Annotated in this window: 16 protein-coding genes and 5 pseudogenes; 5 read left to right on the forward strand and 16 right to left on the reverse strand. The window is 34.0% G+C overall.

Features of this window, described 5'->3' with window-relative positions; translation table 11 throughout:
* Nucleotides 1-44: 44 nt before the first annotated feature.
* On the reverse strand, nucleotides 45-221 hold the full coding sequence (locus ACZZZT_RS18155; protein ID WP_463461446.1) for a hypothetical protein: 177 nt from the start codon (nucleotides 219-221) through the stop codon (nucleotides 45-47).
* 201 nt (nucleotides 222-422) lie between these two features.
* On the opposite strand from ACZZZT_RS18155, the gene ACZZZT_RS18160 reads away from it, so the two are divergent.
* The gene (locus ACZZZT_RS18160; RefSeq protein ID WP_463461447.1) at nucleotides 423-767 is read left to right on the forward strand and encodes a 5-carboxymethyl-2-hydroxymuconate Delta-isomerase; all 345 of its coding nucleotides are present in this window, start codon (nucleotides 423-425) and stop codon (nucleotides 765-767) included.
* 151 nt (nucleotides 768-918) lie between these two features.
* Here ACZZZT_RS18160 and ACZZZT_RS18165 read toward each other — a convergent pair whose 3' ends face one another.
* Nucleotides 919-2,274 (reverse strand): glycoside hydrolase family 3 C-terminal domain-containing protein, encoded by a 1,356-nt coding sequence (locus ACZZZT_RS18165; RefSeq protein WP_463461448.1) that lies wholly within the window; start codon nucleotides 2,272-2,274, stop codon nucleotides 919-921.
* A gap of 32 nt (nucleotides 2,275-2,306) precedes the next feature.
* The gene (locus ACZZZT_RS18170; RefSeq protein ID WP_463461449.1) at nucleotides 2,307-3,368 is read right to left on the reverse strand and encodes a glycoside hydrolase family 3 protein; all 1,062 of its coding nucleotides are present in this window, start codon (nucleotides 3,366-3,368) and stop codon (nucleotides 2,307-2,309) included.
* Between the two features lie 305 nt (nucleotides 3,369-3,673).
* Between ACZZZT_RS18170 and ACZZZT_RS18175 the strand changes: the two genes are divergently transcribed.
* Nucleotides 3,674-4,420: an NUDIX hydrolase gene (locus ACZZZT_RS18175; RefSeq protein WP_463461450.1), complete on the forward strand. Its 747-nt coding sequence runs from the start codon at nucleotides 3,674-3,676 to the stop codon at nucleotides 4,418-4,420.
* A gap of 386 nt (nucleotides 4,421-4,806) precedes the next feature.
* Here ACZZZT_RS18175 and ACZZZT_RS18180 read toward each other — a convergent pair whose 3' ends face one another.
* Nucleotides 4,807-7,068 (reverse strand): acyl-CoA dehydrogenase family protein, encoded by a 2,262-nt coding sequence (locus tag ACZZZT_RS18180; RefSeq protein WP_463461451.1) that lies wholly within the window; start codon nucleotides 7,066-7,068, stop codon nucleotides 4,807-4,809.
* Between the two features lie 403 nt (nucleotides 7,069-7,471).
* On the reverse strand, nucleotides 7,472-8,386 hold the full coding sequence (locus ACZZZT_RS18185) for an EamA family transporter (protein ID WP_463461452.1): 915 nt from the start codon (nucleotides 8,384-8,386) through the stop codon (nucleotides 7,472-7,474).
* Nucleotides 8,387-8,488: 102 nt separating this feature from the next.
* Between ACZZZT_RS18185 and ACZZZT_RS18190 the strand changes: the two are divergent.
* Nucleotides 8,489-9,905 (forward strand): annotated as a pseudogene (locus ACZZZT_RS18190) (aminotransferase-like domain-containing protein).
* 344 nt (nucleotides 9,906-10,249) lie between these two features.
* Here ACZZZT_RS18190 and ACZZZT_RS18195 read toward each other — a convergent pair.
* From ACZZZT_RS18195 to ACZZZT_RS18215, 5 genes and pseudogenes are all read right to left on the reverse strand, one after another.
* Nucleotides 10,250-11,197 (reverse strand): bestrophin family protein, encoded by a 948-nt coding sequence (locus ACZZZT_RS18195; protein ID WP_042564414.1) that lies wholly within the window; start codon nucleotides 11,195-11,197, stop codon nucleotides 10,250-10,252.
* A 45-nt stretch (nucleotides 11,198-11,242) separates the two neighbouring features.
* Entirely contained in the window at nucleotides 11,243-11,965 is a 723-nt protein-coding gene (locus ACZZZT_RS18200) for a hypothetical protein (RefSeq protein ID WP_463461453.1), read from the reverse strand.
* A gap of 77 nt (nucleotides 11,966-12,042) precedes the next feature.
* Nucleotides 12,043-13,044 carry a HAMP domain-containing sensor histidine kinase gene (locus tag ACZZZT_RS18205; protein WP_463461454.1) on the reverse strand — a complete coding sequence of 334 codons (1,002 nt, stop codon included), beginning with the start codon at nucleotides 13,042-13,044 and terminating at the stop codon, nucleotides 12,043-12,045.
* 411 nt (nucleotides 13,045-13,455) lie between these two features.
* Nucleotides 13,456-14,129: pseudogene (locus ACZZZT_RS18210) on the reverse strand (response regulator transcription factor).
* A 333-nt stretch (nucleotides 14,130-14,462) separates the two neighbouring features.
* Entirely contained in the window at nucleotides 14,463-15,506 is a 1,044-nt protein-coding gene (locus ACZZZT_RS18215; protein WP_463461455.1) for a BamA/TamA family outer membrane protein, read from the reverse strand.
* Nucleotides 15,507-15,947: 441 nt separating this feature from the next.
* On the opposite strand from ACZZZT_RS18215, the gene ACZZZT_RS18220 reads away from it, so the two are divergent.
* Nucleotides 15,948-16,526 (forward strand): pentapeptide repeat-containing protein, encoded by a 579-nt coding sequence (locus ACZZZT_RS18220; RefSeq protein ID WP_463461456.1) that lies wholly within the window; start codon nucleotides 15,948-15,950, stop codon nucleotides 16,524-16,526.
* A 7-nt stretch (nucleotides 16,527-16,533) separates the two neighbouring features.
* Here the strand turns inward: ACZZZT_RS18220 and ACZZZT_RS18225 are convergent.
* From ACZZZT_RS18225 to glyA, 6 genes and pseudogenes are all read right to left on the reverse strand, one after another.
* Nucleotides 16,534-17,954: pseudogene (locus tag ACZZZT_RS18225) on the reverse strand (MFS transporter).
* A gap of 38 nt (nucleotides 17,955-17,992) precedes the next feature.
* Entirely contained in the window at nucleotides 17,993-18,559 is a 567-nt protein-coding gene (locus tag ACZZZT_RS18230) for a TetR/AcrR family transcriptional regulator (RefSeq protein WP_463461457.1), read from the reverse strand.
* Nucleotides 18,560-18,643: 84 nt separating this feature from the next.
* Nucleotides 18,644-19,144, reverse strand: coding sequence for a GNAT family N-acetyltransferase (locus ACZZZT_RS18235; RefSeq protein ID WP_463461458.1), 501 nt, complete (start codon nucleotides 19,142-19,144; stop codon nucleotides 18,644-18,646).
* A gap of 19 nt (nucleotides 19,145-19,163) precedes the next feature.
* A pseudogene (locus tag ACZZZT_RS18240) lies at nucleotides 19,164-20,203 on the reverse strand (GMP reductase).
* Nucleotides 20,204-20,441: 238 nt separating this feature from the next.
* Complete coding sequence (locus ACZZZT_RS18245) at nucleotides 20,442-21,035, reverse strand: MiaE family protein (RefSeq protein WP_073393768.1); 594 nt, start codon at nucleotides 21,033-21,035, stop codon at nucleotides 20,442-20,444.
* Nucleotides 21,036-21,188: 153 nt separating this feature from the next.
* Nucleotides 21,189-22,463, reverse strand: a complete 1,275-nt coding sequence (gene glyA / locus ACZZZT_RS18250; protein ID WP_073393767.1) for a serine hydroxymethyltransferase — start codon at nucleotides 22,461-22,463, stop codon at nucleotides 21,189-21,191.
* A 108-nt stretch (nucleotides 22,464-22,571) separates the two neighbouring features.
* Here glyA and fahA point away from each other — a divergent pair.
* Nucleotides 22,572-23,854: pseudogene (gene fahA / locus ACZZZT_RS18255) on the forward strand (fumarylacetoacetase).
* Nucleotides 23,855-23,918 lie beyond the last annotated feature (64 nt).

Genomic DNA, 23,918 nt, shown 5'->3' on the forward strand with positions numbered 1-23,918 from the left:
TTCTGTATATAAAGTTTTGTTGTAATTGTATTCCTGTTCCTTGCTTAAATCTGCCGATTTGATTTTTTGAAATTTAAAATGCGCTCTTCTTTAAGCTCTACATATCGCTGTTTGTTTTTTAAGGCGTCGTTTAGTTTCTTCAAAATAGTATCTGTACTATCCGATGCAAAAACAGGATTTCCTAAAAGAACGAACAAACAAAACAACAGATAATTTTTCAAACCAATTAAGATATAATGAGACTTACAAATATAAGAAAGTGCGCAAACAAAAATGAATTATTTAGTAAGTCGTAAAATTTGAATTTAGTAACAAAAAATAGAATAAAAACGTTTTATAAAAAGTCATTTTTAAATAATTCCAACTAATGTTTTCCTAATTTTGTTTTAAACTGAATTTCTACACTTAAAACTAATATCAACATGCCACATTTTATTATTGATTGTTCCGAAAACGTAATCCGAATGAGATCTGCTGATGAAATAATGCAGGAAGTTTTTGATGCCGCTTTGTCTACGGATCTTTTTATTGCTTCTGAAATTAAGGTCCGCATAAATCCATTTAGCTATTATAATAACGGAAATAGTTTAGACGATTTTATTCACGTCTTTGGATATATTATGGAAGGTCGAAATACAGATCAAAAATCAAAATTATCAAAAGCAATTGTAACTAAACTGAATGAAATTCTTTCTGAAGTTCCGGTAATTTCAATCAATATCAAAGATTTTGAAAAAGCCAGTTATTTTAATAAAACCATGATTTAAAACCTAAAATCACAATACAACGATATTATTAAATTAATTTCATTACCATTTTGTTATAAAAAAATAATTCCACTTGTTTATTCAAATCTGAATATTCAAGCGGAATTTGTAGCCTTAATCCATTTTTATCTAACCAAAAATATACTCGTAATTAAGGTTTAAGCTCTGTAAACTTAGCATCTGCTTCAAAAGCTTTTTTTACTTTTTCAACTGTAAGTTCGTTCGGTACCGAAAATTCAGCTGTTTTTTTAATATCTTCAGATGAAGCTCCAACCAAAACTTTATACGTTCCGGCTTCTGCAATCCAGGCGCTTTTATTTTCTAAAAACGAAGCCAGATCTTTTGGAGATAAAGTCAATTGCAACGTTTGGCTTTCGCCCGGTTTTAATTCTTTGGTTTTACCAAAAGCTTTTAATTCTTCTTTTGGTTTATCAATAGTTTTTGATGGAGCCGAAAGATACACTTCAACCACTTCTTTTCCAGACACTTTTCCGGTGTTTTTAACGGTAACAGAAACCGTTAGTTTATCGGTAAAAATAGGAGAACTTAATTTTACATCTGTATAATCAAAATTTGTATAAGAAGTTCCGAAACCAAATTCATAAGATGGTTTAATGTTGAATGTATTGAAATAACGGTATCCAACATAAACACCTTCCTGATAAGTTACTTCTTTTGGATTATCAACCGGAAGTCCCGGAAAGTTTTTTGCCGAAGGTGTATCCGTATATTTCACAGGGAAAGTCATCGTCAGTTTTCCAGACGGATTTATTTTACCTGAAACCACATCTGCAACAGAATGTCCACCTTCCTGACCTGGCTGCCAGGCTAGTAAAATAGCATCAACTTTATCTTTCCACGAAGCCGTTTCAATTACGCCACCGATATTTAAAATAACGACTACTTTTTTTCCTTTGGCATGAAAAGCATTTGAAATTTTATCCAGCATTTCAATTTCTTCATTCGCCAAGTTGAAATCATTATCCACAACTCTGTCTCCGCCTTCTCCTGAATTTCTTCCTAAAGTCACAAATGCAATTTCAGAACTTGCTGCTTTTTTAGCCATAAAAGCATCGTCCATTTTTAGTTCATGAAGTCTTTCAGGCAAAGCCAAAATTCCTCTTGCTTTTCTTCTGTCTTTTTCAGCTGCAAGTTCTTTTTCAGCGTGCAGCGTATACAAATCAACCAGTTCTTTGTCTAGTTTGTAACCTCCTGCATTTAAACCTTCTAAAAGAGAAACGGTGTGCTTATTGTTTACACTTCCGCTTCCTGTTCCGCCTGTAATCCAGGCATAAGAAGTAACACCAAATAGCGCAACTTCTTTTTGTTTGTTGGCAAAAGGCAATGCATTATTTGTGTTTTTAAGCAAAACCATTCCTTCTGCTGCAGCATTTCTGGTTACGTCGGCATTTTTAGTTAAGTTTGGTTTATCGCTGTATTTGTATTTTGCAAAAGTTGGGGTACGAAAAATATATTCTAAAATTCGTTTCGCATTTGCATTGGCCACTTCCTGAGATAATTTACCAGAATTTAAAGCTTCTAATAATGCTTTTTCTGAACCGGAATTCCCGGCATCAAAAGGTCGTTTCCGGCATTCATTTGTAATGCAACATCAGAGCTTAAGCCTTTTTGTATACTTTCAAAACCCGGAAAACCTCCGAACCAATCCGTCATTACAATGCCTTTAAAACCCCATTCGTTTCTTAAAACTTCGGTAATCAAATCTTTTCTGGCAGATGTATATTCGCCATTCAGTTTATTATATGAAGACATTACAGTCCACGGCTGTGATTCTTTTACCGTGATTTCGAAACCTTTTAAGTAAATTTCTCTAATTGCTCTTTCAGAAACGTGCGCGTTAATCGTTAAACGGTTGGTTTCTTCGTTATTCACAGCAAAATGTTTGATAGAAGTTCCAACGCCTTGCGACTGAATTCCGTTTACAATTGCGGCGGCGGTTTTTCCGGAAATCAACGGATCTTCAGAATAATATTCGAAATTTCTTCCGTTCAGAGGATTTCTGTGAATGTTTAAAGCCGGAGCTAATAAAACATCAACACCATATTCTTTTACCTCATTTCCCATTGCTTTTCCAACTTCTTCCAAAAGCGCTTTGTTCCAGGTCGAAGCCAAAGCGGTACCAACCGGAAATGCCGTTGCATAATACGTTTTTGTATCATTTTCTCTCGTTGGCTCGATTCTTAAACCGGCTGGACCATCGGCTACGACCGTTGCGGGAATTCCGAATCTTTCAAAAGCAGCAGTTCCGCCCGCAGCACCGGGAACCAAACCTTGTTTAGAATCTCCAACGGGACCCGTTAAAACTTCAATTCCGGGCATTCCGGTACCAATAAGCAGTTCTGCTTTTTCTGCATTGGTCATAGCTTTGATAATTTCATCAATTCTTTGATTAACAGAAAGGCGTGTATCTTCCCACGGGTCCAATTTCCCGTTTCGGTTAAAATCGGCAAACGTAAATCCTTTAATAGTTATAAGCGGCGGATTCGTTTCATCATTTGGGATGGTATTCCATGATAAATTAGAAAGTACTAACGCGGTTAAAAGTGATAATCGCGCTGTTTTTATAATTGTTTTTTTCATAATTGGAAATTTAGAAAGTGGTTGAAAATAGTAAAGTTGTAGTATTTTAAATTTCATTGCTTCATTATGAAGCAATATTAATTACTTTTTTCATATCAACAAATAAAATCCCTTAAATTTTCATTTATCACAAATGGAAACCATAAAAATTAATATATTCTTAGTCGAATAAATATTTAATTAAAAATTAATCAGAATAAAAAAAGAGTTAAAAGGATTGATTTTAAAGGAAATTTTTGAAATTTTGCAGTATTACACGGATTTATAATTTTCAAAAAGAGTAAATTTGAAAACAAATCAATACAATGGAATTTAAGAAATTACTTGAACAACAATCTGAAGAAGCGTTTAAAAAATATATTCCGACGCTTTCTATTGACTGTGCTATTTTTAGCTTTCATGAAAATTCGCTTCATGTTTTGACTGTAAAAATGAAGGATCAGGAATTTTGGGGACTTCCCGGAGGATATGTAAAAAAAGAGGAAAACGTAGATGATGCGGCAGTTCGCATTTTAAAAGACAGAACCGGAACCGAAAATATTTATCTCCAGCAGTTTTATACTTTTGGAAACCTGCATCGCTCTGAAGATGCTTTTGCAGACTACCATGACACGATTTGGAACAAACAGCGCTTTGTTTCTATTGGATATTATGCTTTGGCTGAACATTCAAAAGTAAATTTAGTTATTGACGAATATTCTACAAATGTGCAATGGCATTCTATTGAAAATCTTCCATTGTTTATGATGGATCATAGAACCATTTTAGATAAAGCACTTTCGACACTTCGTGAACAATTAAATAATCATCCTATTGGTTATAATCTTCTTTCGGATAAGTTTACGATGCCGGAACTTCAAAAATTATATGAAGCTATTTTAGGAAAAAAATTGAACCGCGGGAATTTCTATCGCAAAATACTTCGTTATGATATTCTAACCAAATTAGACGAATCACGCAAAGGCGGCGCCCACAAAGCACCCGATTTGTACAGTTTTGATTTGGAGAAATACAACAGCGCCCTTAAAGAAGGTTTGAAGGGAAGCTGGTAGTTTTTTTAAACATATAAGTTATATAAGTTCATTTAATTTTAAGCTGTTTTATTGCAATAGATCAATTAATAATACTGAAAACCTGTGGAGAAGAAAAAAGTTACCACGGAGATCACAAAGTATTTTAAATATGCTCAGTTTAATAAAAACACAAAGTTCACAAAGCTTTGCGGACTTAGATTGTGCAAACACAACTTAAATCTTAATGAACTCTGCGAAAAACCTCTGTGTTCTCTGCGGTAAAATTTTCGCTACCAATTCACGAACTTTTTTTGATGATCATTCGTAAATTCGTGGCTAAAAAAAAGCTTTGTCAAAGTTTAAAACTTTGACAAAGCGCTTAAAAAAGTCTATTTTCTTTACTCTATATTCTATATTCTATATTCTCAATTAACAGCAATTGGCGCTGCCAAACAACTCTCCGGAATATCGAAAGCGTTTACCAATGCAACTGCATCGGGACGAATATCCCAACAAAGCTGGTTGACTATTTTACGAACTGCTTTTGTTTTAACAGCTTCCATATAACCGTCTTCAAGATACCATGCTTTGTTTTTTTCTATTTGCGAAAGCGCATATAATTGGTATAATTTCGTCAATATTTCTTTTGATTTTTCATCTTCAACCGTTTTTATGGCTTCCTGAAATTGCTCTAAAACAATTCTTTCCAAATAGGCCTGAGCGACATCGATCATTTGATGTTGAACGACATTAAACGCATCGTAAGGTTCTAAACCGCCATCGACCAATTTTTTGATACGTCGGGCTGCAGAGGCCAAAATTGTTTTTTCTCTATGGATAAAGGCCTGCAAATGAAATTCTGAATCTAATAAATGTTCATCATCTGTTCTTCTGGTCGCGATTGGGTTTTTCTCAGAAATCGCCACTTTTGCATTTTCATACACATAATTGATGATTCCCAATGACCCCATTTCTCCAAATGCTTTTCTGAATTCAGCCAAACGATTTTTAGCAACCAATTGCATCAAAACAGTATTATCACCTTCAAAAGTGGTGTAAATTTCAGTGTCGTTTTTTAAATCGTCGATTCTGTTTTCAGATAAATATCCTTTTCCTCCAATAGCTTCACGACATTCTTGCAAAATATCTCTGGTACTCCAGGTTGAATACGATTTCATTCCGGCTGCAAGAGCTTCAATTTCCTGCATTTCGGCTTCGGTTTTATTCAGGAAACGCTTCGTAAGATATTGCAATGCAAAATGAACCGCATAGGTTTTTGCTAAATGCGGAAGCAATCTTCGTTGGTGCATTCTGTAATTCAAAATTGGAACTTCAGATCCGCCTTCGGGACCAAATTGTCGACGTTGATCGCTGTATCGAATGGCAATTGTTAATGCTGATTTGGCTGCTGCCAAAGCTGAGCGCGGAATTCCGATTCGGCCACCAACCAAAGTACCTAGCATCGTAAAGAAACGTCTGTTATCACTCGGAATCGGGCTTTCGAATTCTCCTTTTTCGTTTACTGAAGCAAATCTGTCCAGCATATTTTCTTTTGGAATCACAACCTGATTGAAACGAATTGTTCCGTTATCAACGCCATTTAATCCCATTTTATGCCCACAATCGCCAATGGTAATTCCGTTTAAGGTATTTCCGTTTGTATCACGCAACGGAACCACAAAAGCATTTACGCCATAATCGTGATCGTTAATAATTAACTTAGCAAAAACAGTAGCCATTTGTCCGTGTACGGCTGCGTTGCCAATATATTCTTTTTGCGCTTTTTCATGCGGTGTATGAATCGTAAACGTTTGATCGTTATGATTGTACGTTGCGGTGGTTTCTAATCCTTTTACGTTAGAACCGTGATGTGTTTCGGTCATGGCAAAACAGCCCGGGATTTTTAGCGAACCAATATCATTTAAATATTTAGCATAATGCTTTTCGGTTCCTAAAGATTGTACGCTCATTCCCCACAATCCAAATTGAACGCCGAATTTTATCACCAAACTTAAATCATGGTAACTCAACGTTTCCATAATCGCAAAATAATCTGCTATGTTTTCTCCTCCGCCGTATCGCTTTGGATATGCCATATTTCCTAGATTTTCTTCGGCTAAAATTTTACACCAATTGTAAACAGTTTGACGATAAACGTTAATATCTGTGGAAGTTTCATAGGCAAATTCAGGTCTTGAAATTACTGATTTTACCTTTTTTATAATCGCAGCTTCTTTTCCGTCTAAAAGATCTGTTATTTTCTGAATATCAAAATTAGAAGTCGTTTGTGAAGTCGCTGTAAAGGATTCTGCTTTTGTTTTAAAGTTCTGAATTACTTCTTCTCCCAAAACACCCAAATCATTTTCGAGTTTTAAAAATTCCGGTCTTAACTTCGAAATATCTATGTCTTTTTCTGAAAGTGCTTCGGCAATATCAAAAACTGATTTTATGGAGTATTTACCTTTTATACTTTTTTCAATATCCAATTTCCATTGTGTGAGTTCATTTCGCGTAGGCGGATTTGAAATATCAACTTTAGAAAGAAGCTGTTGTTTTTCTTCCGGCGAAAGCCAGGTTAAATCATTTATAAATGTCTGAATGGTAGCAAACTCTTTTTGTGTTAAAAGATCGTCTGACCATACTAAATAAAATAACGGAATGAAGGCTTGCAATTTGGTATTTTTCATAAAATTTGAATCTGGTTATTTTGTTTTTTTGCCACGAATTACACTAATTTTCGCTAATTTTTTTTAAATTTTAATTCGTGAATATTTGTGTAATTCGTGGCAACTTTTTTCACGCATTATCGCATAAAAAAACAGAAATGAAAAATACTCATTCCTGTTTAAATATCCTGTTAAGATTCTGGTAATTTTATGAATTACATCTTCAAAAATAATCGCCACGAATTCACGAATTATTATAAACTAAATTCGTGAATTCGTGGCGGAAAATTTATTGAACTTAAACTTCTAAATTAATTTATAAAATTAGCCACAACTTCACGAATGTTCATCAAATGTCATTATTCATGAAATTTGACTATGTCAATTTGGAGTTTTCAGGTCCGTGAAGTTTGTGGCAAAAAGTTTAAGCGCTTTTTGAAGCTGGTGTATATCTTTGTTTTAGCGCAAAAAGATGATGCGAGTTAAAGACTATAACAGCTATAAAAATAATGCTGTAAGCTGTGATTTGTAATACGGTTATGTTTTCGTGATAGACAAAAGTTGCCAACCCAAAAGCAATCATTGGGTTTATGTTTAACAACATGCCAACTGTTGATGAATTAATGCCGGAAAGTGCATATAAATTCAGGAACAACGGGAAAATAGTAAACAAAATGGCAATGGTTTCGATACAGAAATAAAACTTAAATTCTGTTGGAACCGGACCGCTGTACGCCGGATAAAAAGGCAATAATATCAAGGCTGCCAATGTGATATGAAAGGTTAAAATAATAAACTTATCAAAACCTTTATTGACACGCTGACTTACTAAATAACAAGCGTATGTAAAACCTATTATGATGCTGAAAAACATATCCATAATATCGGCATAAGACAAAAGTAAACAACCGGAAATACTTAATCCGACAGAAATCCATTGGGTTTTGCTTAGTTTTTCATGCAAAAGAAAATACGCCAATAGAGTTGTTAAAATTGGACAAACCAAATAGGCCAACGAAGTTGCTTTTACGCTAACATGGTTCATTACATAAATGAATGTAAACCAGTTTAACATCAGGAAAACACTTCCGCCAATGTTTAATAAAAGTGCTTTTCGTTTTTCTGCTCTTGGTAATGCTTTGAAGATTTCGATGGTTTCTTTTACTTTTTTTCGTTTGAAAGCAAAAGAAATCAGCAACATTAAAATACTACAGCTAAAAACACGAAAGAACAGAATATCCAAAGAGGCATATTCGTGAATTGGTTTTAGCACAAGGCTAAAAAATCCCCAAATGGTGTACGCCGTTATGGCTGCGATGTAGTATTTTGTTGTTTTCACGGATTATTGTTTTTGGTTTGTTTTGTGATGAAACAAATTTCTTAAAAATAAATAAGCAATACAGATACAGTTTTTGTAAATTGCACCATAACAGTTTTTTTTATGAGAAATTCTAATTACTTATATCTGCAGTTTGCCGACCGAATTGAAAAGCAAATAAAATCGGGGGTTTTATGTGTTGGCGATAAACTGCCTTCTATTCGTGAAGTTGTAGCCGAAACGGGTTACAGCATGAGTACGGTAAGCAAGGCTTATTATGAAGTGGAGAGCCGATCTTTGATTGAGTCCAGACCACAATCGGGTTATTATGTGAGTAATACTTCGGCCAGAATTATTACGGAACCTTCGCCGAGCAGTCCGGTTTTGAAATGCCTGAACATTGATCGTGAGGACTTAATAGATCAGGTTTACCGCAATATGACGGATAAAAGTATTACTATGCTTTCTTTGGGTTTTCCGTCGAATGAGCTTTTACCAATTGCGAAATTGAACAAGGGAATTATTCAGGCTACGCGTCAGCTCGCAAATAGCGGAACGAGTTATGAGGAAGTGCAGGAAATCTTAATTTAAGGAGAGAAATTGCACGCTGGTCTTTTACTTGGGGTGGTTCTTTGACCGAAAATGATATTATTACAATGCCAGGCTGTACAAGTGCTATATCACATTGTTTAATGACTTTAACGAAACCTGGCGATACTATTATTACAGAAAGTCCGGCCTATTTTGGGATTTTGCAATTGGCTAAATCACTCGGTTTGTATATTATGGAATTGCCGACAAATATGACAACGGGAATTGAACTGGACGCTTTAAAAAAGGCGCTTGCTACAAAAAAAGTAAAGCTTTGTTTGCTGATGAGTAATTTTAGCAATCCGTCTGGAAGTATGATGCCTGCAGAACATAAAAAAGAAGTGGTGAAGCTAATGGAATTTTATGATATTCCGCTAATTGAAGATGATATTCACGGCGATTTGTACTTTGGCTCAAGCCGACCAACGAATTGCAAAACCTACGACGAAAGCGGGATTGTGCTTTGCTGCAGTTCGGTTTCTAAAACTTTGGCGCCGGGTTATCGTGTGGGCTGGGTTTCGCCGGGGAAATTCAAAAAGCAGATTCTGCGAAATAAAATTTATCACACGCTCTCCTCGCCTACTATTACGCACGAAGTTGTGGGTGATTTTTTGAAAAACGGACGTTATGAAAATCACCTTCGTAAAATACGCCAAATCTTGCATCAAAATTGCAATAATTATATTAATACGGTTTTAGAATCTTTTCCGGAAGGGACAAAAGTGAGTCAGCCTCAGGGTGGTTTTTTCTTTGGATTGAATTGGATAAAAGCATCGATACGGCGGCTTTTTATCATTTGGCGATGAAACATAATATCAGTTTTGCACCGGGAAGAATTTTTTCTTTTCAGGATCAGTTTTCGAATTGTATGCGTTTGAGTTTTGGTTTGCCCTGGACAAATGAATTACGACATTCGATACAGACTTTGGGAAAATTGCTTAAAACTTAAAACACTTTTTTTTGCTAATCGAGATAAACCCGACAGGTTTTAAAAACCTGTCGGGTTTGATGTGTGTTGAGTTTGTCATTTCGAAACTCAACAAGAATATTTCTTATGAAAACGAGTGCCCTAGCCCCGATAGTAGTGGAAATCCTTTTGTGGCGGGGTTCGCCACAAAAGATTGAAACGGATAGCGGGATTAGCTCTAAAAATTTAAATTCCAATTTTGAAATTCCAAATTCCAAATTTTAAATTAAACTTCAAATATTAAATTCCAAATTCCAATTCTAAAAATAAAAAAACCAGACAACACAAAAGCATTGTCTGGTTTACAATTAAATAGACTAATATAATTAAAGAACAAAGTACTCGTTTCCGGTAAGTTTTGCAGGTTCTGGTTTGAGATCAAATTCTTTAATGATGTCAAACTCAACCTGAAACTCATTTAGCATTTGCATTAAATTCTTTTCGATTGCCTGAGAAATAGCCGTTACGGGCGTATCTGTTGGTCTGTTTTCGAAAGGATCCTGCAAGTGAATTGCCATTTTTTCGATCAAAAAGAAAGTTCCTGCAATAATTGTAATTAAGGGTATTGCGAACCAGCTTAATAAATCAATTAATCCAAAAGGTAATAAAATAATAAACAAACACAATGTCATTCTGATGTACATACTATATGTGGTTGGGAAAATCGTGTTTTTTATTCTTTCACATTTACCCATCGCATCACATAATCTTGTTAATGTATTATCTATTTCTACTTGCTGATAAGTGTTGAAACGCTTGTCTTTTCTGGCATTACGCAAATCTCTAGCATGCAGTAACAAGATCGCGTTTGGAACGTTTTGATGATTTTTTACAAAACTTAACTCTTCTTCACTTATCAAATTTTTGATGGGCTTTATGGCATCTTTATTTCGCAAAGCCTGTCCTAAACTATAACACCAGGCTATTTGTCTTTTAGTGAAATTCTCCTTGAAATCATTGGCTTCAACAGAAAAATCAGGGTCTTTATAAAACGTTAATACTTGTCTAATCAACGTTCTGGATTCATTTACGATTGATCCCCAGATAATTCTTGCTTCCCACCACCTGTCATAAGCCTGATTGGATTTAAAGGCTAATAATAAGGATATAATGGTACCAACCATCGTTGGTATTGCAATCGGAATATCTACAGAAATATTGATGAAATAATGGTGAAAAACTTCAAATAATATGGTATAAGCCACTACAAGACCTAATTCCACTTTAATTTTTCCGAGAACGTACCTCATTGGAATTCTTTTCTTTAATAACATATCTTTAGTTTTAAGTTAAACTTTATTTTATTGAAAAAGAAGCTATTAAGCTAGCTCTTCGTATAGCGATAAAACAGGAAGCCCTAATTTATCTGTGCTACTTTCTTTTTTTGTTTTTTTGAATTTGATTTTTTCTCCTTTACGGGTTTCTACCAATAAATCAATATCATATTTTGAAATGGCTTCAGACAAATAAGGTGCAAATTGTTCGTAATTGTCATCAAAATTGGCCGTTTGGCTTACAATTTCATAAGAGAAATTTTTGCTTAAAAACTGCTGAACATCTTTTACATGCATGTTTGCTTTTGCATTTTCGATGTAAAGTGCTTTATTGAAATCGTTTTTAAGGGATTCTGCACCTAGATGTAAAATTGGGCATTTTTGATTCCCTGCCAATTTTACTGCATATTGATGAATACGTTTTGTTTCTTGCTTATAAGAATGTGTCAGAATCACCAGTTTTATGGCAAAGGCATCGATAATTCCTTTAAAAATAGGTGCCGAAAGTCCGTATTGGTTGTGCACTTTTATTTTGCAATTATCTGTGTGTGAGATAATGTAACGGCACGTTTCAAGAACTTCTTCCTGGCTTGTGGTTAGGCTTGTTTTCATTTCACGCAAGAATTGTGAAGATGAGAAAGTATCCGGAGTATCAGAAACCATCATTAATATAATCTCACAATTGGTGTTTTTTGCCTGATTAACTGCTGATTTTACAGCGCTGATAGTATCTTGTTCTAATGTGGTAGGTATAAGGAAATTTTTCATATGTATAATCGTTTAGTTTATACATACAAAATAACATCGTGTAAATTAGAAGGGTATTAATCTAAAATTAGAATTTCCTAAGATTCAACATTAGAATTTTTAATGTTGGTTTTCTTGATGTTTTTTTTGATATTTTTCTTAAAAGTAATGGTTACGATTGTCCCTTTGTTTTGTTCGGATTGTACCTGAATTTCGCCATCGTGCATTCGGATAATTTTGGATGCCAAAGGAAGTCCTAAACCGTAGCCAATATATTTGGCAGCAATTTTTCCTCTAAAGAAAGGTTCGTATAAGTGCGGAATATCTTCTGGCGGAATTCCGATTCCGATATCGTTAATCGAAATTTTAATCCATTCTGTATTAGCCGAAAGTGTAACAAAAACTTCATTATTATCGGAGTATTTTACACCGTTTGTAATAATATTATTGATTGCCAGTTCTAAAAGCGGTTTATTGCAGGGAATTAAAAACAAATTAGAATCTTTAGGCACAAAATTCATTTTTATACTTACACGGTTATCCGGATAAATTTTATCCAAATCTGATTTTACATCCATTAACAATTCATCGATTCTCGCGATATCCAAAACTTGTTTTTTGCCATCGTAACCTGTTTGAGTAAGTTTTAATAAACTTTCGGTTAGATTTCCTAATCTTGAAGCCTGGCTGTAAATATTTTGCAATGATTCGATATATTCTGAAACTTCTCTTTCTTTCAAAAGCATAATTTCAGACTCGGCAATAATCGTTGTTATTGGCGTTTTTAATTCGTGAGAAGCATTATTAATGAAGTTTGCCTGAATTTCGAAAGAAGTTTCCAATCTGTCCAGCATATCATTAAAGGTATGGGTAAGATCTGAAATTTCATCAGAGTTCTTCACTTCAGGCAACCTGTTATGTAAATTTGAAGCACTAATTCTATTTACTTCTCTCGTAATTCTCGCCACAGGATTAATCACGCGTTTGGCCAGCAGACGGCCTAAAAAGAAAGCCAGAATTATAAAAGCAAAACCGCCAAAAACCAATATTTTTATAATGTAAACGGTTGTAGTTTTTCCGCGTCGGTCTCTGGCGCCCACTATTACAATATATTTCTGATTGTTTTCGGTAAAAACCTGACCTAAATAATACTTACTGTTTATTTCAAAATAGTCTTTTCCAGTTTCGAGAATAGTAGAATAAAATGAATTGGGTAAATTTAATTTTGTGTTATAATCAAAACTATTGGCACTGTTAATTTTAAGAACATATTCTTCTTCTTCAATAAGTTCTTCCAGTCCGTTTTTTTTAAGATTACTGTAATATTTTATTTTTTCGGGATCGTCCTGAAAATGAATTGAAGCTACGATTTTTGCCCTGTCTTCTAATCTTTTTAAAAAATGATATCTGTTGTTTTCACGAAATAATACAAAAACTACAACACACAGTAACAGTGTACTAAATGTAGAAAGTGCAACATAAGTAAAAGTAATTTTTTTCTTATATCCATTTTATTCTTGTATAACGTAACCTAAACCTTTCATGGTATGAATAAGTTTGGTTGTAAAAGGTTTGTCTATTTTTTTCTTAAATAATTGATATAAACATCCACAACATTGGTATTCATATCAAAATTAATGTCCCAGACATTATCTAAAATCTGGTCTCTGGATACAATTCTGCCCGTATTTTTGGCCAGATAATACAATAATTTGAATTCTTTGGCGGTTAAAACAATCGGTTCTCCTTCGCGTTTTACTGTTTTTGCCTGGCTGTTTATTTCTAAATCTCCAATTATTATGGTATCTGCTTTTTCAGTTTCCTGATGAGCTCTTCGGTTTAAGGCATTTACCCTTGCATCGAGTTCGCCAAACTTAAAGGGTTTTACCAAATAATCATCGGCTCCGGCGTTGAGTCCGGTCACAATATTTTCTGAAGTTCCAAGCGCTGTTAAAAGCAAAATTGGTACGAAATTTTTATCAGCCCGTAATCTTCTGCAAATCTCGATTCCGTTAATGTCGGGTAACATCACATCTAAAATTACTACATCAAAAGTATAGTTTTGAATCATTTCCAAAGCCGTTTTACCATCAAGAGCCACGCTGACATCATTGTTGTTTTCAGCGAAACCTTTGCGTAAAATGGAGAGTAGATTTGGTTCGTCTTCGACTATAAGTAATTTCATTGATAGAGGTATTATTAACAAAAATAACAATTGAGTTTAAAATATAAATCACAATAATTTAGAATTATGAATTTATTGTGAAGAAATCAATTTTTAGGTGATAAAAATGAACTTCTCATTATTAAAGTTAGTAAAATCATTGAGTAATCTGTTTCCTGAATTTAAATAAATTTAATTAAACACATAGAAACATAGATTTCCTTTGCTTATAAAAGATTATAAAAATAAACTAGTTTCTCACACATAGTCCCGATAGCTATCGGGATTAATACAAGTGAAACGTCTTTATTCATTTCTATAAGCTATATTTCTATGTGGTTAAAAAAATTACAATCAACAGTTTGAAGCAATGTTTTTAAAAGTTTCTCCCGCATTCAGATAAAAGCCTTTTGACTGGTTTCCCCAAGCGTAATCAACAATTAGATTAGTCCTGGTGCTTTTATCAATTAAAATTCGTAATCCAATACCAGCTGCAGGTTGAATTGAGCTAAAGAGTTTTGTATTGGTATCCGGATTACTTGTAGTTACGAAGTTTGTAAATACGGTTCCGCTAAACATTTGATTGCAGGTTATTGGGAATCTAAATTCTGTTGCCAGATAAACTAAATTCGTTCCTCTAAACAATCCTTGTGTGTAGCCTTCTCCACTCCTGCTGCGCTGATCCCAGCCAATTGCAGGTAAATTTAAATAAGGCAATTTTCCTCTGGTTACAAATTGCCCGTAAGTCCAAATGGCCAAAATATAGCGTTCGTTTTTCTGCGAAAGGGGAATAAAATTACGGTATTCGGTATACAAAACATTACTATAGCGCTGATTATCAAAAAATACAGGATTGAACCGATAATTAATATTGGCAAACCAGCCACGAGTCGAATTAACCTGATTATCTCTCGAATCATATACCAAATTTAGACTCACGCCTGTCAAGAAATACTCTGAGTTATTAAAACCATACTTTTGGTTATAATCGTAATGATACGTAAATTTTCCGTTTTCAACATCTAATTCCTTATCTGAAATTTTAGAATACCAATCGATATTGATACCTCCTCCAACATAAAAATTCTTCTTTACTTCGAATGAGGCAGTCTGATGAAATTTGAAATAATTATAATCCATTGGCTGTGCGAGAGAATCAAGACTGAATCCTGGATCCTGATTACGCTTTCGCGGAATGATGTTAGTTCCTAATCCGTAATTAGGCTGTGAAAAAAGATATATTCGATAATCTCCGCTTAAAAAAATTCTGTTATTTTTTAATAAAATATTATTCTTGACGTTTACCAGCCATTGATTTTTTACGGTATAGGTGATACCGAGATTTGCTATTGAATATTTATCTGCTTTTTGCTTTCCTTTGAAAGTATACTGAGCCACACCACCAAAAAAAGCCTGTTGCAGGTTGCGTGCCGATTGCCGGAATAATTAAAAAGAAACTGTTTTTTACGGGTTTAACAACATACACAGAATCTCTCTTTTTAAAGATTTCTAATATTGTTTTTGGCGGGCAAAGTTCTTTACTGATAGAATCGTTTTGAGCAAATAAGGTAAAAGAAATGAAAAATAACAATCCGAAGATTTTATATTTTTTCTGAAAGAGATTATTTTTTAAAAATTTTACCATTTGAAAGCTTTAATTTTTTGGAATAATAATTAACCTTACCGTAAATATAAGTCTTATTTTCAACATCTTACACTAATATACTTACAAATTAAATCGATGTCTCAAGTAAACATTATAAAAGAGAAGTATTAAAAGAAATCAATTATCTGATTTAATTATTATAATTTCGCTTTAAAATAATCAGCAAGCCAGCATTGAAAAAAGAATCAGAATATTTCCTTGATAAAGAATATAATACCATTACTTATGGTAAGGACGATCTTAATTTTAAGGATTTTGAATGCTGTATTTTTAATAATTGTAATTTTTCTGCCTGTACTTTTCTCGCAGTCACTTTTATTGACTGTGTTTTTAATGATTGTATTTTTAATGAAGCCAAAATCAATTATGTAGCTTTCAGAACTGCTACATTTAATCGCTGTGAAATTAAAGAAGTGAATTTTGCGATGTGCGACAAACTTATTTTCGAAGTCCATTTTCACGATTGCATTTTGGATTTTTCGAAGTTTTATACTTTAAAAATTAAAGGAACGACGTTTACCAATTGCAGTTTAATTGCCGTAGATTTTATGGCAACCGACCTTACAAGTGTTTTGTTCGAGAATTGTGATTTATACCGATCCGAATTCGACAAAGCTATCGCCAACAAAGCCGATTTTAAAACGAGTTACAATTACACTATTGATCCATCGAAAACTAAATTAAAGAAAGCTGTTTTTGCTTTGAAAGACGTGAAAGGGTTGCTGTTTAAGCATGATATTGTGGTGAGTTAAGGAGAAGTTATAACTGATTTTTATTATTATTTTTATGTTTTGGAAGAATTGATTCTGGTAAAAAAAATAAAATCAGCAATACGCTTGTTAAACAAGACAAATGGATAAAAGTTCCATAATAAAAAGCATTATAAAAATGTTCAAAATCTGTGTTTCTTTTTTTGAAATAAAGAAATACACTTCCTGTTATTGTAATTCCCAAAGCACCAAACAATTGCTGTAAGGTAGAATAAACACCAGAGGCATTTCCAATCATATTTTGGGGTAAGTTTTTTAGCGCGATATTGGCAAATGAAGGCAAAACTAATGCAACACCGCAGCCATGCAGTAACATCACTACATATCCTTTAAAATCAATTATTTGATAGTAAAATAATACCAGCTGTAAAATCAGGGCAATCATAAGAAGCAAAACTCCAAAAATTAGTACAGCTTTACCAAAACGCAGCACCAATTTGGCAGAAAAAAAGAGGCGAAAATAAAACCACTTCCCTGAAATACAATAAAATATCCTGCCTGCATTGGAGACAGTCGAAGCCCATCCTGTAAAAAAATCGCAAGCACAAAAAAATAAGCATCAAGCATAATCATAAAAAGTGCCGCCGCCGAAACTGCCATATTAAAACTCTTGTTAGTAAAAAGTTCCATGTTTAATAATGGTTCTTTTTTCATTGATTTTCTTCTCATTTGTCTGTATAGAAAAGCCGTAAGAAATACTATTGATATAGGAAAAGTAATGGTAACCAAATCGCTTTGTTCCAATCCGACAGCAATGGAAAAAATTAATAACACGAGTCCTATACATAATACAAAGGCACTTAAATAATCCATTTTTGTAGAAGAATAATCTTTAGACTCATGAAGATAGCGAATGGCAAGTACAATAGATAATGCACAAACAGGAACATTAATAAGAAAGATATATCTCCAAGATTGGTCAATCAAAAATGGTTTTAATTCTACAAGAAAACCACCTAAAAACTGTCCTGACATGGTGCCAATACCAATTGCAATTCCGTACCATCCAATAGCATACGTACGCTCTTTATGATCTATAAAAAGAACCTGTATATAAGAAAGCACTTGTGGAGACATTAAGCCGGCACTTATTCCTTGAAAAAACCTCAATACAATAAGCTGATCTGTTGTAGCGGCAAAGCCGCATCCTGCAGAAGTAAGCATAAATAGAATTATGCCTAAAATAAAAATTCTTTTTCGCCCAAAGTAATCTCCTGTTTTGGCACCAATTATTAGGAAAGAGGCAAACCCAACCATATACATTGCAACAACCAATTGGATTTTTCCATTACTTGAGCCAAGTCCCTGTTGAATAGACGGAATAGCGATATTTACAATAAAAATATCCAAAATAGTAAGCAAATGTGCCAATAGCAATATAAGCAATGAAATGTATTTTTTATTTTTCATAATATATAGAACAGTCTATCTATTTTTAATTAAAAAAATTAGAAAAGTTGATTAATAGTTTTTTTTACAGCTTTAAAATCATTAGTATTTCCATATATACTTGCCGATACTGCGGCGCCTTCTATCATTAAAAAGATACTATTTTCCAGAATATTTTTTTCCATTGGAAGCTTTTGTATGGCGCTAATTTCATTAATTAAAGACGCAATGTAATCTCGTTGACGCTGTTTATGGTTTGCAATAAGATGCTCTATTTTCTTATCCTCTCGTCCAATTTCAGCATTAATTTTTATAAAATGACATCCTGAACAGTTTGCTACTTCCTGCATTTTTACACGATAATCGATTAGTTTTAGAAGTTTTTTTAGTGGTTGCTTTTCCTCTTTCAAATAATCGTCGAGATTAGCAAAATACTCCATTTCCTGTTGCTCAAGGTAATGATACAACAAATCGGTTTTAGATTGAAAATGTTTGTAAAGTGAACCTATCGCAATACCCGCCTCAGAAATTATCTGATTAATTCCTGTACTGTTATATCCTTGGTGATAAAACAGATGGGATGCTGTATCAAGGATTCGTTCTTTTACACTGCTTTTCTGTTTCATTTTCTTTTTTCGTCAAAGATATAAAAATAGATAGAGTTATCTATTTTAATCTATAAAAAGAATAAATGCAATCATTGAGAATAATCACAATGGCTTTTCCATCACATAATCTTCCATCAAATAACCATTTCCAATTTCAATATTTACTTCATCAATAACTTCAAAACCTATTTTTTTATAAAAACCTAAAGCCGAATTAAATCGGTTTACATTTAATAATAACGTTTTTGAATTATTTTTTAAGGCTAATATTCCAATTTCATCAATCACTTTTTTACCAATTCCTTTTCCTTGAGTTTCTGGTAAAAGATATATTTTATGAATTTTGGTTACAGCTTCTCCGTTATAATTATGTTCAATTCCGATAAATCCTATATTATCAGTTTGATCTTCATAAATCATATAAAATAATTGTTCTTTTTTATTGTATTGAAGAGTTAAAGCTTCATCAGAATAAAAAAGATCCAACATATAATCTAATTGTTCATTAGATAAAATTTCACCGTAAGTAATTGGCCATGTTATATGTACTATATTCTGAATTTGTTTAATATCGCTTATAGTTGCTTCTGTAATTGTAATCATATTATATAAAATGCTTTTATTATTTGGTGAAAATTTGATTTTCCTGTTCGCTTACGCGGATGAAAGTCGTTCGTTTTGTTAATTCTTTCAATCTTGAAGCACCAACATAAGTGCAGGTGCTTCTTAATCCGCCTAAAATGTCTAAAACTGTATTTATGACTTTTCCTCTAAAAGGAACTTTAACTGTTTTTCCTTCACTTGCTCTATATTCTGCTACTCCGCCAACATGTTTGTCCATTGCTGTTGTTGAGCTCATTCCGTAAAATTGCTTGAACTTTTCGCCATTAATTTCGATCAGCTCTCCTCCGCTTTCTATGTGTCCGGCTAACATTCCGCCCAGCATTACAAAATCGGATCCTGCTCCAAAAGCTTTGGCTACATCGCCCGGTGTACTGCAACCGCCGTCGCTTATAATATGTCCACCTAAACCGTGAGCAGCATCGGCACATTCTATAATTGCGGAAAGCTGAGGATATCCAACTCCGGTTTTTACACGCGTTGTGCAAACAGATCCAGGTCCAATTCCGACTTTTACGATATCGGCTCCAGCCAATAATAATTCTTCGACCATTTCGCCGGTAACGACATTTCCGGCAATAATAACTTTATCAGGATATTGTTTTCGGGTTTGTTTTAAAAACTGAACAAAATGTTCTGAATATCCGTTTGCTACATCTATACAAATAAATTTAAGCAAAGGATTTTCTGTAATGATCTGACCAATTTTAGCAAAATCCTCTTTTCCGGTTCCGGTACTAATAGCGATATAATCGTAGAAATCCAGTGTAACTTTCGATAAAAAGTCTTCCATTCTTCTGGTGAATAATGTTTGTGAATGGCTGTAAAAAGTTTTTCTTTCGCCAAAACTTCTGCCATTTCAAAGGTTCCAACTGTATCCATGTTCGCTGCCATAATCGGAATTCCTGTCCAATTTGTGGTGCTGTGCAAAAATTTAAAATTTCGTTCTAAAGAGACTTCAGATCTGCTTTTTAGTGTTGATCTTTTTGGTCTGATCATTACATCTTTAAATCCTAATTTGAGATCAGTTTCTATTCTCATGAGTTTGGAGTTTGGTTACTTTCAAATGTAAGAATTTTTGATTTTAGATTGCCAAACTTTGTGGTAAATTTGGAATTAAAATGGCACGCGGATGACGCAGGTTCGCTAAGCGAAGACGCGGATTTATGCGGATTTTTTATTTTAGAAATTTCGCAGAGATACACTAAGTGTCTCAGAGATTCACAAAGTTTCTTCAATTTTGGAATTTGGAATTTAAAAAATTGGAATTTTAATAAATTTATCCATGAATCGTTTCGCCTTTTCCGTAGTTGGTAATGATCGATTCTTCATAAGCTAACCATTCTCTCCAACGTTTTTCTACGTCAATTCCAACGCCATATTTTCTTGCGTATGTGATGAATGTAACGTAATGTCCGGCTTCACTTTCCATTAAATCTCTGTAGAAAACGGCCAATTCTTCGTCCTGAATATTTTCAGATAAAACTTTGAAACGTTCGCAGCTTCTGGCTTCGATCATGGCTGAGAATAATAATCTTTCTACAAGACCAGAAACACGACTTCCGTCTCCGCTTTTTTTCATATATAAATACAATTCATTTACATAATCGTCTTTGCGTTCGCGGCCTAGTTTTAATCCTCTTTTGATAATTATATTATGAACCTGCTCAAAATGATCAATTTCTTCTTTGGCCAAAGCCAATAAATCTTTAACCAAATCCTGATGTTCAGAGTTATTGGTAATAATGGTTATAGCGTTTGTTGCTGCTTTTTGCTCGCACCAAGCGTGATCTGTCAGGATTTCTTCAATGTTTTTTTCTACAATATTTACCCATCTTGGGTCTGTTGGCAATTGTAATCTTAATACACCCATAATATTTTTGTTTATTTTGTTTCAAGTTTTCTTTGTTTCAAGTTCTTTTAGGAACGAAAAAAGTTTAAAGTTTTGTTTACGTATTTATTACGCGTCACAAAACTTTAAACTTGAAACCTGAAACTTGAAACAATTAAGTTTCAACCTTTTTAATTAGTATACGAAAATCGGTCTTTCGCTCATCATTTCGTTTACTTCGTTTGCTACTTCTTCGATAACTGCTTCGTTTGTGTGGTCAGCAAGTACTCTGTCGATTAAAGCTACGATAGTTTCCATATCTTCTTCAACTAAACCACGAGTTGTGATTGCAGCTGTTCCTACACGAATTCCAGACGTGATAAATGGTGATTTATCATCAAACGGAACCATGTTTTTATTTACTGTGATTTCTGCTTTTACTAATGCGTTTTCAGCTTCTTTACCAGAAATATTTTTATTTCTTAAATCAATAAGCATCATGTGGTTATCAGTTCCGCCAGAAATAATTTTGTATCCTCTTTTTACAAAAGCATCTGCCATAGCGTTTGCATTTTTTTGTAATTGCATAGCATATGTAAAAAACTCATCTTTAAGCGCTTCACCAAAAGCAACCGCTTTAGCAGCAATAATGTGCATTAAAGGTCCGCCTTGATTTCCAGGGAAAACTGCAAGATCTAATAAAGATGACATCATTCTGATTTCTCCTTTTGGAGTTTTTAATCCTTGTGGGTTTTCAAAATCTTTCCCCATTAAGATCAAACCTCCACGTGGTCCACGCAATGTTTTGTGTGTTGTTGTAGAAACGATATGACAATGTGGAATTGGGTCATTCATTAATCCCTTAGCAATTAAACCTGCCGGGTGAGAAATATCAGCAAATAAGATTGCTCCTACGCTGTCAGCAATTTTTCTGAAACGCTCAAAATCCATATCACGAGAATAAGCCGAAGCTCCTGCGATGATTAGTTTTGGCTGTTCTTTTGTTGCAATTTCCTGAATTTTATCATAATCTAAACGGCCAGTTTCTGCATCTACGCCGTAAAAAACCGGACGGTACAAACGACCTGAAAAGTTTACCGGAGAACCGTGAGTTAAGTGACCACCGTGAGATAAATCAAAACCTAAAATAGTATCACCAGGATTTAAACAAGCGTGATAAACTGCTGTATTTGCCTGTGAACCTGAGTGAGGCTGTACGTTTGCATATTCAGCACCAAATAATTCTTTTGCTCTGTCAATAGCAATTTGCTCAATAACGTCAACTACTTCGCAACCGCCGTAGTATCTTTTGCCAGGATACCCCTCAGCATATTTATTAGTTAAAACAGAACCAGCTGCTTCCATTACTTCATCACTTACAAAATTCTCAGAAGCGATAAGTTCTAATCCGTGAATTTGTCTGTCTTGTTCCTCTAGTATAAGGTCAAAAATTTGTTCGTCGCGTTGCATTTTTTCGTTTTTCGTTAATTTCCTGCAAAAATACAAAAAAACGTTTGTCAAACTGTTAGATTATGATATATTTGACATAGAATTTTTCAACAAATAATTAACATTCACATGCCAATAACCGCCAACGATACCAAAAGAAAATCATGGTTAGAAGTACCAGAAAATAGTGACTTCCCTATTCAAAATATTCCTTTCGGTGTATTTCTTACTAAAGAAAATGTCGTTACAGTAGGAACTCGAATTGGCGATTTCGCTATAGATTTAGGGGCTTTACAACAATTAAACTATTTTGAAGGAATAGATTTAACCGATGATATGTTCATGCAGGACACGCTAAATGATTTTATTTCTGATGGAAAAAAACATGGCGTTTGGTTCGAAACCGTATCGCTGAAATTTTCGACGAAACAAATCCAAAACTTAGGGATTCAACAAAAGACAGAGATATTGTTATTTTTAAAATCGACGATGTCGAGATGCAATTGCCTGTTTTAATTGGTGATTATACTGATTTTTACTCCAGTAAAGAACATGCTACAAACGTAGGTAAAATGTTTCGTGATCCTGAAAATGCATTGTTGCCAAACTGGTTACACATTCCTGTAGGATACCACGGAAGAAGTTCAACTATTGTTCCCTCTGGAATTCCGGTTCACAGACCAATGGGACAAACTTTGCCTGCAGGCGAAAAATACCCTGTTTTTGGCCCGTCTCGTTTAGTAGATTTTGAATTGGAAACTGCCTTTATAACAACTGACGTTAATATAATGGGGGAAAATATCCCTACATATGAAGCCGAAGATTATATTTTCGGAATGGTTTTATTGAATGACTGGAGCGCGCGCGATATCCAGAAATGGGAATATGTGCCTCTTGGACCATTCTTAGCTAAAAACTTCGCGACGTCAATTTCTCCGTGGATTGTTACTATGGATGCTTTGGAACCTTTTAGAACTAAAGGTCCTAAACAAGATCCGTCGCCGCTTCCTTATTTACAAACTAAAGGAAAAAAAGCTTTTGATATTCATTTAGAAGTTTCAATACAACCTGAAGATCAGGAAGAAACTGTTGTTTCTAAATCAAATTTCAAATATTTATACTGGTCTATGGCACAGCAATTGGCGCATCATACTTCCAATGGGTGTCGTGTAAATTCTGGCGATATGATGGGTTCAGGAACTATTTCTGGTCCAACTCCGGATAGTTTTGGTTCAATGTTAGAATTAACCTGGGGCGGAAAAAATCCACTTAAATTAAAAGATGGTAGCGAACGTAAATTTATCGAAGATAATGATACGGTAATCATTAGAGGTTTCTGCGAAAATGCCGAAGTTAGAATTGGTTTTGGTGAAGTTTGCAGTCAACTATTGCCTCCTTTTATCAGACCTTGAAGAGCAGATAAAAAATCTGAAGAAATATAAAAATAGAAAAACCTTGGTGAGAACCAAGGTTTTT

Source organism: Flavobacterium sp. AC274, from assembly GCF_979258275.1.